We start from the raw sequence: 10,433 nt of genomic DNA, 5'->3' as shown, positions 1-10,433 counted from the left end.
GACCTGGTTTGGTCGGGTTTAGCAGGCGGATTCATCAGTTGGGTGAGTTCTGGTCAGGAGCATTAACATGGGTTTTATGAGCAAGTCTGCTAATTCAGCTGAATCTGCGAATTCCCCTAACGCAAATCCCAACGAGACCCCCAACATAGACCTTAATGAGAGCACACACGTGAACGGACAAGCACCAAAGGTGCTATATCAGGAACGTCAGTGGGTTCCGTGGCATTGGTGGTTGATCGCGCTAGCAGCCGTAACCATTGGTACGGGGCAATTGGCGCTGAACCGTAATTTGTGGTGGTTCGCAGTGCCGTTTTTAGTGTTCGCAGCATTAGCAGCATGGGTCTTGTTCCATTGGTCATCGACCGTCATCCGCATCGAACGGGACACGGACGGAACTCGCTGGCTAGTGGCGGGGTCTGCGCAATTGCCCGCCGACGTTGTCAGCCGTAGCTTGGCTGTACCCAAAAGTGCAAAGCGCAATGCGATGGGCCCACAGCTTGACCCCGCCGCTTTTTTGGTGACACACAGCTGGATTCCTCACCTGGTCATGCTGGTGCTTGACGACGAAAACGACCCGACCCCGTATTGGTTGGTCAGTTCAAAAGACCCGCGCGCACTTTTGGAAGCATTTGTCCCCGAGCAAGCTGCCCGAGCCAGCCGTTCGCTGGCAAGCTAGTTTTCGATCTTCACCGAAACCGAAATTCGGGGGCGCTTTTTAGAATCCATGGCCCAGATAACAGGGCTGCAGCGCAGCCCGTGGGGCGCAAAGATGTAATTAAGCGCAGTCTAGGCAGATTTTCTGACCGTCTTCTTCATGCGAGAAACGGTTTTTCCTCTGCACCAGGAAACAGCTATCGCAGGTGAATTCATCAGCCTGGCGTGGTACGACTTCAACATTGAGCTCTTCGCCAGAAACATCGACTGTTGGCGGTTCGAAAGGCTCAACGATCTCCCCGTCTTCATCCATGGGGTCGGAATCGTTTTCCGCTGCCTTGAGCCCTTCCAGCGAATCGGCTTCCAATTCGTCTTCTGGGCGGGTACGGGCCGCGTCGTAGTCTGTAGCCATTATCCACGTCCTATTGAGTAAATTATCTCGGTGTATGTGGGTCGGATACTAAGCTAAAATAACTACATTGTCATATTAGCTGCTCAAGCGGGTTATTCTCACAGTTTATTGAGTGCTTTAATAGCTGGGTTGCAGCAAGTTGCGCTGTGGCTACGGAACAGGGTGGTGCGGACATCGGTCACACGGTTGGTATCGCTTCCAAAGCACCGGCATGCCGTAACACATCGGCCATGGGCTCCGCGACCCCCGGTGCATAGGCAACTAGGACCTCTCCTTGGTCGCCTTCGGTATTAAACTCTGGGGCATTCACTACTGCCCCGGCTTCTGCCGCGATCAAGATGCCGGCCGCATAGTCCCATTTATTGAGTGCAGCCTCATAGAAAACATCAACCTGTCCACAGGCAACACGGCATAAGTCTAACGCTGCCGAGCCCATACGACGAATGTCTCGAACCTGCCCCAACAACGTCGTCAAGATTTCGGCCTGGCGTACACGACGGCTGGCAACATAAGAAAACCCCGTAGCAACCAAAGCTTGCGTGGGATCGATAACAGAATTTGCCTGTAAGTCCTGCCGGTCTCCGCGTTGTGATTCCCGCGTGGCTCCACCACCGAGATGCGCGGAATACAGCGTGTCACGAGCAACGTTATAAACCGCCCCAGCTACCGGGTAGCTGTTCCAAACAGCAGCGACCGAGACCGAATATTCTGGTATCCCGTAGAGAAAATTGACGGTGCCATCAATTGGGTCAACAATCCACTCGATACCGCTGCTACCACTGCGGCCTGCGCCTTCTTCGCCTACGACGGCATCAGCAGGGCGTATAGACGCAAGCTTGTCGACGAGCGCAGCCTCGGTCGTCTTATCAACGTCCGTCACCGGATCCACCGCGCTACTTTTCGTCTCGATAGTCTCAGCAAGGGCTAACGACCCACCGATTTCCTGGACTCGTTGATTGATCGTCATTCCGCCCAGTCGAGCGAGTTCAGAAGCAACGGCACGCAACTCATCGAGAGAAATTTCTTGGTTTTGCTGACGAAAATCTTCGTATGCAGTGAGCACTGTTTTACGCTGAATATCGCTGGTGTTCATAACTTCAGGATACTCACCACCGTGCTGCGTCCGTCGTCGTCAAGACGTGCCTGTGACAACGCCAAAGATCATCAACGCACGCTCGTAGGCTAATCTGTCATCCATGCAAGAACAGCAACTCGGTTTTGGCATTGATATTGGAGGCTCTGGCACAAAGGGAGCCTTAGTGAATTTGCAGACAGGCGAATTCATCGGTGAACGCATCAAATTCGAAACCCCGAAACCCGCAACCCCAGCAGCCGTCGCGGCTACCACGGCGAAAATTATTAAACAAGCAGAGTGGGAGGGCCCCGTCGGTATCACTTTACCCGGTGTCGTCCGTGGTTCTTCCATGCTCACAGCGGCAAATATCGATCCATCGTGGTTGCACGCGAATATCCACGAGGTATTTCGTGCACATCTTGGTGAACGCCAAATCACTTTCCTCAATGACGCTGATGCTGCTGGCCTGGCAGAAGTCGCTTATGGGAACCCACAAACCAAAACAGGCGCGGTGATTTTCCTAACCTTAGGCACCGGCATCGGTTCGGCTTTCTTGGTAGAAGGAAAGCTCTTTCCAAATACCGAACTCGGGCACCTGATTGTCGATGGCGAAGAAGCGGAAAAGCTGGCATCCTCTGGAGTGAAAAAATCCCTTGGATTGAGCTACGACGAGTGGGCGCCACGTTTGGAAAAGGTTCTCCGCGAATATGAGCGTTTGTTCAACCCGGCGGCATTTGTGATCGGTGGTGGGATTTCCCGAAAATCTGCTCGTTGGTTACCTCTGCTGGCATTGGAAACCCCCATCATCCCCGCCACGTTATTGAATCGTGCGGGCATCGTCGGCGCAGCTTTGGCTGCCCGCGAACCTGGTTATATCGCGGGATAGCACCGAGAAAACTCCTGCGCATATCCCCAGTCAAACACAAACCAGCGAGTGTCCGTTATACTGGGCGCTCATTCCCAACAATCTGCCACCTGAATATCGCGACTGTATCTTGTAGCTACATGCGGGCGCCAGCTCGCTTGTGTGATATGTCAGTCATGTCTGCAGCCACAACGCGCTGCACAGATAGGTAGGCTTGTTCATTGATGTCAGTACAATTCGGCGAAAGGGCGTACGTGTCAGCCACTGAATCTTCCGACCAGCCTCTCGACGAGAGCGCAGCTAGCTCTGCGCGCACCCGGGGCGCGAAGACTGCATCCAGGAAGTCACCCAGCAAGTCGAGGTCGAAGGCTGCACAGTCGAAAACTGCCAAAGCTTCGCAGACTAGTGTTTCTATCGAGCCCGAGGAGATCCCCGCGGCTACCGCACCAGCTGCTGATCCTTTGTTGGACGAACCAGACGACGATGCCGACGTCGAACCTAATCTCGACGATGCCGACGCATTCGACGATGAGCCCTTAGACGAGCCCGACGCAGGCGAACCGGAGCTCGGCGAGGAAGACGAAGAAGACGCAGGCAATTCCGTCTGGGACGAAGACGAATCAGCGGCCTTACGTCAAGCGCGAAAAGATGCGGAGCTTACCGCCTCGGCTGACTCGGTGCGCGCCTACTTGAAACAGATCGGTAAGGTCGCCCTCCTCAATGCGGAGCAAGAGGTTTCTCTTGCCGAACGCATCGAAGCTGGCCTCTACGCGCAATTCCGCATCGAAGAAATGTCTAAAGCACTGGAAGCCGGTGACAAGCAGGCGAAGCTTTCACCTGCCCTGAAGCGCGACTTACGCTCGATTGCTCGCGACGGTCGCAAGGCAAAAAACCACTTGTTGGAAGCTAACCTTCGCTTGGTGGTTTCTTTGGCGAAGCGTTACACCGGGCGTGGCATGGCTTTCTTGGACCTCATCCAGGAGGGCAACTTAGGCCTGATTCGCGCAGTAGAAAAATTTGATTACACCAAGGGTTATAAATTCTCTACCTATGCGACTTGGTGGATCCGCCAAGCGATCACTCGTGCGATGGCGGATCAAGCCCGCACCATCCGTATTCCTGTGCACATGGTCGAAGTCATCAACAAACTCGGCCGGATCCAGCGTGAATTGTTGCAGGACTTAGGCCGTGAGCCTACCCCGCAGGAGTTAGCTAAAGAAATGGACATCACCGAAGAAAAGGTGATGGAAATCCAGCAATACGCACGTGAACCGATTTCTTTGGATCAGACTATCGGTGACGAAGGCGATAGTCAGCTCGGTGACTTCATCGAGGATTCTGAGGCTGTCATCGCCGTCGACGCTGTGTCCTTTACGCTGCTGCAGGATCAGCTGCAGGATGTACTCACTACGCTATCGGAGCGTGAAGCTGGCGTCGTGCGGCTGCGTTTCGGCCTAACTGATGGCATGCCACGTACGCTGGACGAAATTGGCCAAGTATACGGCGTAACGCGTGAGCGAATTCGCCAAATCGAATCGAAGACGATGTCGAAGTTAAGGCACCCGTCCCGCTCCCAAGTTCTGCGCGATTACTTGGACTAGTCTGCTGGGTTGACTTCTGCCCTGTGGATGTTCACGGGAAGCAAAAATCCTCACCGCCCTATAAAGGCCGGTGAGGATTTTCTATTGCGTTTACGCTGCAACTAGCGCAACTATCCCGCTTCGACTTTTAGTTATCGAAGTTTTCGAAGTTGGCATTAACGCATTGCTCAATGGCGTCTTCGTTATTGCCGTGTTGCTCAACGCAATCAATGACTCCGGTCTCTTCGATGAGTTTAAACCCGACAAGCATGATGATGAAGCCAACCAAAACGGCCAGAATCGAGGTAACGAGCCCCACCACCGACATGACAGTGCGCCGGTTCTCAGGTTGGCGCTTTCTGCCTTTCACCAAGCTAACGATGGCGACAACGAAACCGATCAGGCCCAGGAACGAACCCAGCACAATCAAGGATCCGACAAGCGAGAGAATACCAATGCCCAAAGCCCACGGAGCAACAGGGTTTTTCGTCTCCTGCTGAGCTTCGAAACCGCTATATTGTGATGCTTCGTACCCGCCCGCATAATATGCATTCGCGGGCTGCTGATTCTCAACCGACTGGTTGTGCTCTACAGCAAAATCGTAGCCTCCCGTTCCATGACTAGTGTCACCGGCGCTGGCATAGTCGCCATACTCGCCACCTCCCTGGGCGTTTGTCTGCCCATAATCGTCGTCAGGATGATGTGGATTACTGGGTTGAGACATCTAAATTGCCATCCCTTCATGCATAGATGCTGTGAACTATATTTACCTTACCTTGCTTATCATTCAGCCCGCAGAATGCAGCAGCTCGCCCGCAGATGGCAACTAAGCTACCACTGCCTTAAATACTCGATGCGTTCTTTCAACTGCTGAGCATTACATAAGGCAGTCGGCGGCCCACCGCACGCTTTCCGCACCTCATTGTGGATCGCACCGTGTGGACGTGAGCTGTGCTCCGCCCGGACTGCGACTAGCGTATTGAGCTTTTTGCGCAATTTGGGAATTTCCACTGCCGCAAGTTCGTCGGCTTCATCAGTAGTAACACCGTTTTTCTCAGTGGCTGTTGAGCTTGAAGCACCCACCGAAAGCCCTGATTTGCTTGCCGTGGGCTCTATCAACCCGTTTTTCAACTTGTGTTGGTGTTCCAGCTCAGCTTGTCGACGAGCTTTTTCTTCCGCTTCCCGAGCATCAAGTTGATCTGCTTGTCGTTTCCGCAGCAATGCCTTGACCTGTTCCTGATCTAGCAATCCCGGCAGCCCAAGGAAATCGGCTTCATCATCAGATCCACTAAGCGCCCCGGTACCAAAGGTCGAACCATCATAAATCAATGAGTCGAGTTCGGCTGAGGCGCCTACGGATTCATAGGCCTTATCCTCAGTCTTCTCATTTTTTTCTTTATTCGCCTCGGCCACCGCTTGCTCATCCCAGGCTTCTTCGCGGTGTGGTTTTCCGATTATGTGGTCACGAGAAGTCTCCAACTTTTCCGCGAGATCCAACAGCGTCGGCACAGACGGCAAAAACACGCTGGCAGTCTCGCCGGGCATACGAGAGCGCACAAAGCGCCCAATAGCCTGGGCGAAAAATAGCGGCGTCGATGCAGAAGTCGCATAAACTCCAACCGCCAGACGCGGGACGTCAACGCCTTCGGAAACCATCCGCACAGCGACCATCCACTCGTCAGTAGATTCAGAAAAAGCATTAATACGCTCCGAGGAGCCAGGCTCATCCGAGAGAATTACCGACACTGGTGTCGAAGAAATCTTTTCCAAGATCTTCGCATAGGCACGCGCGGTAGTGGTATCAGTAGCGATGACCAACCCACCAGCATCCGGCATATTGGTGCGGATTTGTTCCAAGCGAGTATGCGCAGCTTGCAACACCGCGGGTATCCACTCCCCTTTGGGATCTAATGCGGTACGCCATGCCCGCGCGGTTTCTTCGGCGCTCAAAGGTGTGCCTAGACGGGCCGAGATTTCTTCACCCGCGCTGGTACGCCATGTCGCTTCACCGGAGTAGGCCAAAAATACCACCGGGCGCACAACGCCGTCGGCAAGCGCATCGCCGTAGTCGTAGGTGTGGTCTGCTTTCGAGACCTCGTGACCTTCCCCATCTTCTTCATAACGAACGAAAGGAATATAGGAGTTATCAGATCGAAACGGCGTACCAGTCAGCGCAAGTCGGTATTCTGCTTGGTCATAGGCTTCACGCACACCATCGCCCCAGCTTTTCGCGTCACCGGCGTGGTGAATCTCATCGAGAATCACCAGGGTGCGTTTCGACGACGCCAACGCGTGGTGTTTCGGAGGGTGCATGCCAACCTGTGCGTAGGTCACAACTATGCCGTCATAGGCGTGGTTTATCGCAGCAGAGTTTGTGAAACGATCGTCCAAGGACACCCCGACGCGACGCGCAGCCGCTGCCCACTGCCGTTTGAGGTGCTCGGTGGGCACGACGACAATGATGCGGTCGACCGAATAGTCTTCCAATAATTCGGTCGCGACGCGAATGGCGAAAGTCGTTTTACCAGCACCAGGTGTCGCCACCGCCATGAAATCGCGAGGGCGCGTCGTCAGGAACTTTTGCAAGGCTGCCTGCTGCCATGCACGCAGGCTGGAGTTGTTGTTAAAGCTGCGGGGTCTTGCCACTCCGAACCACCGTTACTTCTTGCGCAGTCCGGAATAGATTTCCTGGCATTTCGGGCACACTGGAGAACCCGGTTTCGCTTGTTTCCGCACCGGAAATTTTTCGCCGCACAGAGCAACAATCATCTTTCCGCTCACCGCAGAATCGACAATCTGATTCTTTTTCACGTAATGGAAAAACTTCGGGGTATCGTCGTCAGTTCCGGTTTGATCGCGGGTTTCTGGGCGTTCGAGGGTTTGCGTTGATGTGGTCGTCATGGCCTTCTATTTTGCCGTATTCATAGGATTTTGGGTAGCCAGCCTCTAGGGTGGGGTTTATGACTACCGGAAGCTCTCGTGGCACTAGGCGACCAAACACCTCACGTCGCTCAGCATGGCGACGCTTCCGCAGGCATTCGCATCGCGAAAAACCCATCCTGATTACCACGGCTCGCACTACTCGATCGCAAGATCGAAAAAAACGGGAATGGTGGTATGGGTTCCTGCAGTTATTGCGGGTACCGCTGACCTTAGCCTGCGTCGGAATGTACCTGGCGTGGGATTGGGTGTTGGTGCCAGTGATTTTGGCTTCGTTGACTTTTCCGCTTCCGTGGATCGCTGTCATGATCGCGAACCTGGATGGCACCCCGAAAGATAAACGCCAACCACGGGTCTATAAGCCGGCGGTTGCCCGACAAGCGCAGCGCGCGGCTACCCAAGAAATCAGCGCTGCAGGATCTACGGAGCAATCTCGAAGATCTTTGCCGCCGGAGATCATCGATATCTCACCGCAAGAGTCTGCAGATGATTCCCGCGATGGATATTCCTAAACGACGCTGCTGTAAAGCTTTTGCTGAGCACAATGGCATTGGACACACGGCACTGAACACACAGCACCGAACACAACGCGGATGCCGCACTCACCCTGTGGCACGAACTACAATAAGAGACGATGAACACGCACCAGAATTCTTCACACCAATCCTCTGTTGATCCGAAATCGGCGGATCCAGCGTCTTTAGATCCAACTTTGGATCCAACTAAGCCAAATCCTGCTGAAAGATTTGGCGAGGCAGCACGTGAGCTCATCGACTACTTCGCAACCGTCGGTTTCGATTCCGCTGGCCTCGGTGCTCATCTCGGGCCGGAATATCTCGCGGCCTTGCATAGAGGCGACCCTGGTGCCTTGCGTTTTCACTCCCAGCGTGGTGGCGAACTCGACCAGCTTATTCAGGCGTTTATCCTGCGGGATCCGATAGAGAAAGCTGATTTCTTTGCCTTGCTCGGGGATGAGCTGGCTTCGCAGGTCATTGATGCCAATATCGCGGTGTGCCATGGCCCGGCCATCGTGCGGGTGGTCATCGATGTTCGTCCACACATCATTAATGGGAAAACTCGTTGGGTGTTTTCTGATCCCGATGCCGCTATGGTGCGGCAAGATGCAGGCGAAGACCACGTTCCGGGGGTGGGCGCTGCCTCTTTATCATTGCTGCAGTTTTGCCCTACGACTCCAGTTGATTCAGTGCTCGATTTAGGCACAGGGTCTGGCGTGCAAGTTCTGGGACAGGCGGGATCAGCACGACAGATCACCGGCACTGATATCTCCGCGCGCGCGTTGGCGCTAGCCGATGCCACGGTACGCGGCGCCGGCATCGAAGACGATGTCAGATTACTCGCTGGGGCCTGGTTCGAACCGGTTGCCGGAGAGAAATTCGAACGCATCGTCGCTAACCCGCCGTTTGTGGTCGGTTCCCAAGACATTACGCACACTTATCGCGATTCTGGTTTAGAACTCGATGGCGCAAGCGAGCTTGTTATCTCTCAGGTCCCCGAATATCTTGCTCCAGGCGGTGCGGCATATTTGCTAGCTTCATGGGTACACCAAGGAGATACTCCGTGGCAACACCGGGTGGCTAGTTGGTTACCAAGCCATGGTGTGGCGGCGTGGGTACTCCAGCGCGATTTCGCTGATCCCGCGCACTACGTCAGCACCTGGTTGCGCGATGAGGCCATCGATCCGCGCTCACATGAAGCAAGCGAACGATTCTCACACTGGTTGCAACATTTTGTTGACCATGACGTGAGCGCGATCGGTTTCGGTTACGTCGCGATCCAGGACATCGGAGATCAGCCTTCGGAAATCGTTGCCGAAGAAATCCCCCAGGCTTTCGATGACCGGCTTGCCGATGAGGTTGAAGAGTATTTTCAGCGTGCGCAATGGCTTCGCGAACAGACTCCGGCGGACATCGCAAGCAGTCAATTTCAGCTTCGTCCGCAGCTAGCCCGTGAGATCATCGAAGTACCAGATTCTGCAGCTAAAATGGGCTTTTCGCCGCAGGTCTACCGGCTAACCCGAATGGACGGCCCCCGGTGGTCGCATGAAGTCGATGAGCATGTTGCAGCAATCGTTGCCGGTTTACATCCCAATGGGTTGCCGTTGACCGAAGTCGTTGGAATGTACGCACTCGCGCATGGCATTGCCGAAGACAAGCTTCTCGACGAAGCAGTTTCCGTGATCGTCGATTTGGTGCGCCACGGAATGATTATTCCAGCAGAGCTAATCCACGGATCCGGGCTGGTCAACGAATCTTAAGAAACAGGGCAACCGAGCTAACGCCAAGGCTGCGAAAGATAACCATGCAATCGGTTAAATCTGCGGCCAGGATCAGCAATTAGGCACCACAACGAGGAGACGGTGAAATGAAAGCGGTATTAACACGTGTTTCTTCAGCGAGCGTCAGTGTAGATGGCGAGGTTATCGGCAGCATCGAGGCAAACGACACTGGCGGTATACTCGCGCTAATCGGGATCAGTATCGATGACGCGGACAACGAAACGGCCCGGCGCAAAATGGCCAAGAAGATTGCAGAATTGCGGATCCTCGAGGGGGAAAAGTCCGCGGCGGATCTTGACGCTCCGGTTTTGGTGGTCAGCCAATTCACTCTTTATGGACAAACTGCGCGCGGTCGACGCCCGTCGTGGGCGAAGGCAGCTGCCGCAGATGTTGCCGAGCCAATCATTAATCACATTGTCGAAGACTTACGTGGGCGCGGATTACACGTTGCTACCGGGCAATTTGGCGCGATGATGGAGGTTTCCTCAGTCAACCAAGGTCCGTTTACGGTGCTGGTAGAGACTTAATCGATCAGCAAGACACGTGAGATTTGTTGCAATAATGTCGCCTTACCCGAAAATCCTGCGCCATTAGCCTCCCCACCCCCAAAA

General features: G+C 54.3%; 11 protein-coding genes. 6 read left to right on the top strand and 5 right to left on the bottom strand.

Annotated features, from left to right (window positions below; translation table 11 throughout):
* Window positions 1-76 precede the first annotated feature (76 nt).
* The gene (locus RCH87_RS08805; RefSeq protein WP_306516331.1) at window positions 77-676 is read left to right on the top strand and encodes a DUF3093 domain-containing protein; all 600 of its coding nucleotides are present in this window, start codon (window positions 77-79) and stop codon (window positions 674-676) included.
* A 99-nt stretch (window positions 677-775) separates the two neighbouring features.
* Here RCH87_RS08805 and RCH87_RS08800 read toward each other — a convergent pair whose 3' ends face one another.
* Window positions 776-1,066, bottom strand: coding sequence for a DUF4193 domain-containing protein (locus RCH87_RS08800; RefSeq protein ID WP_306516330.1), 291 nt, complete (start codon window positions 1,064-1,066; stop codon window positions 776-778).
* A 178-nt stretch (window positions 1,067-1,244) separates the two neighbouring features.
* Complete coding sequence (locus tag RCH87_RS08795; RefSeq protein WP_306516329.1) at window positions 1,245-2,159, bottom strand: inositol monophosphatase family protein; 915 nt, start codon at window positions 2,157-2,159, stop codon at window positions 1,245-1,247.
* Between the two features lie 103 nt (window positions 2,160-2,262).
* On the opposite strand from RCH87_RS08795, the gene ppgK reads away from it, so the two are divergent.
* Together ppgK and RCH87_RS08785 are read left to right on the top strand one after the other, a co-directional pair.
* A complete protein-coding gene (gene ppgK / locus RCH87_RS08790) occupies window positions 2,263-3,027 on the top strand; it encodes a polyphosphate--glucose phosphotransferase (RefSeq protein ID WP_306516328.1) in 765 nt (254 codons plus the stop codon).
* 233 nt (window positions 3,028-3,260) lie between these two features.
* A complete protein-coding gene (locus RCH87_RS08785) occupies window positions 3,261-4,607 on the top strand; it encodes an RNA polymerase sigma factor (RefSeq protein WP_306516327.1) in 1,347 nt (448 codons plus the stop codon).
* A 127-nt stretch (window positions 4,608-4,734) separates the two neighbouring features.
* Here the strand turns inward: RCH87_RS08785 and RCH87_RS08780 are convergent, their stop codons facing one another.
* The 3 genes from RCH87_RS08780 to RCH87_RS08770 all read right to left on the bottom strand — a co-directional run bounded on the left by RCH87_RS08780 (window position 4,735) and on the right by RCH87_RS08770 (window position 7,487).
* Complete coding sequence (locus RCH87_RS08780; RefSeq protein WP_306516326.1) at window positions 4,735-5,310, bottom strand: hypothetical protein; 576 nt, start codon at window positions 5,308-5,310, stop codon at window positions 4,735-4,737.
* A 107-nt stretch (window positions 5,311-5,417) separates the two neighbouring features.
* Window positions 5,418-7,232, bottom strand: a complete 1,815-nt coding sequence (locus RCH87_RS08775) for a DEAD/DEAH box helicase (protein ID WP_306516325.1) — start codon at window positions 7,230-7,232, stop codon at window positions 5,418-5,420.
* A 12-nt stretch (window positions 7,233-7,244) separates the two neighbouring features.
* Window positions 7,245-7,487: a DUF3039 domain-containing protein gene (locus RCH87_RS08770; protein WP_081703770.1), complete on the bottom strand. Its 243-nt coding sequence runs from the start codon at window positions 7,485-7,487 to the stop codon at window positions 7,245-7,247.
* Between the two features lie 59 nt (window positions 7,488-7,546).
* Between RCH87_RS08770 and RCH87_RS08765 the strand changes: the two genes are divergently transcribed.
* The 3 genes from RCH87_RS08765 to dtd all read left to right on the top strand — a co-directional run bounded on the left by RCH87_RS08765 (window position 7,547) and on the right by dtd (window position 10,349).
* Window positions 7,547-8,038 carry a DUF3099 domain-containing protein gene (locus RCH87_RS08765; protein ID WP_306516324.1) on the top strand — a complete coding sequence of 164 codons (492 nt, stop codon included), beginning with the start codon at window positions 7,547-7,549 and terminating at the stop codon, window positions 8,036-8,038.
* Window positions 8,039-8,160: 122 nt separating this feature from the next.
* Entirely contained in the window at window positions 8,161-9,801 is a 1,641-nt protein-coding gene (locus RCH87_RS08760; RefSeq protein ID WP_306516323.1) for a class I SAM-dependent methyltransferase, read from the top strand.
* 107 nt (window positions 9,802-9,908) lie between these two features.
* Complete coding sequence (gene dtd / locus RCH87_RS08755; protein ID WP_306516322.1) at window positions 9,909-10,349, top strand: D-aminoacyl-tRNA deacylase; 441 nt, start codon at window positions 9,909-9,911, stop codon at window positions 10,347-10,349.
* The last annotated feature ends 84 nt before the right edge of the window (window positions 10,350-10,433 follow it).

Origin of the sequence: Corynebacterium sp., assembly GCF_030826625.1 — a bacterium.
Taxonomy (GTDB): domain Bacteria; phylum Actinomycetota; class Actinomycetes; order Mycobacteriales; family Mycobacteriaceae; genus Corynebacterium.
Note: the sequence above shows the minus strand (reverse complement) of the source record. Positions and strands in the feature narration are given on the sequence as shown.

Excerpts from the sequence above, each read along its gene's own strand:
- RCH87_RS08805 (WP_306516331.1), top strand. The coding sequence starts at position 77 with ATGAGCAAGTCTGCTAATTCAGCTGAATCTGCGAATTCCCCTAACGCA.
- RCH87_RS08800 (WP_306516330.1), bottom strand. The coding sequence starts at position 1,066 with ATGGCTACAGACTACGACGCGGCCCGTACCCGCCCAGAAGACGAATTG.
- RCH87_RS08795 (WP_306516329.1), bottom strand. The coding sequence starts at position 2,159 with ATGAACACCAGCGATATTCAGCGTAAAACAGTGCTCACTGCATACGAA.
- ppgK (WP_306516328.1), top strand. The coding sequence starts at position 2,263 with ATGCAAGAACAGCAACTCGGTTTTGGCATTGATATTGGAGGCTCTGGC.
- RCH87_RS08780 (WP_306516326.1), bottom strand. The coding sequence starts at position 5,310 with ATGTCTCAACCCAGTAATCCACATCATCCTGACGACGATTATGGGCAG.
- RCH87_RS08770 (WP_081703770.1), bottom strand. The coding sequence starts at position 7,487 with ATGACGACCACATCAACGCAAACCCTCGAACGCCCAGAAACCCGCGAT.
- RCH87_RS08765 (WP_306516324.1), top strand. The coding sequence starts at position 7,547 with ATGACTACCGGAAGCTCTCGTGGCACTAGGCGACCAAACACCTCACGT.
- RCH87_RS08760 (WP_306516323.1), top strand. The coding sequence starts at position 8,161 with ATGAACACGCACCAGAATTCTTCACACCAATCCTCTGTTGATCCGAAA.
- dtd (WP_306516322.1), top strand. The coding sequence starts at position 9,909 with ATGAAAGCGGTATTAACACGTGTTTCTTCAGCGAGCGTCAGTGTAGAT.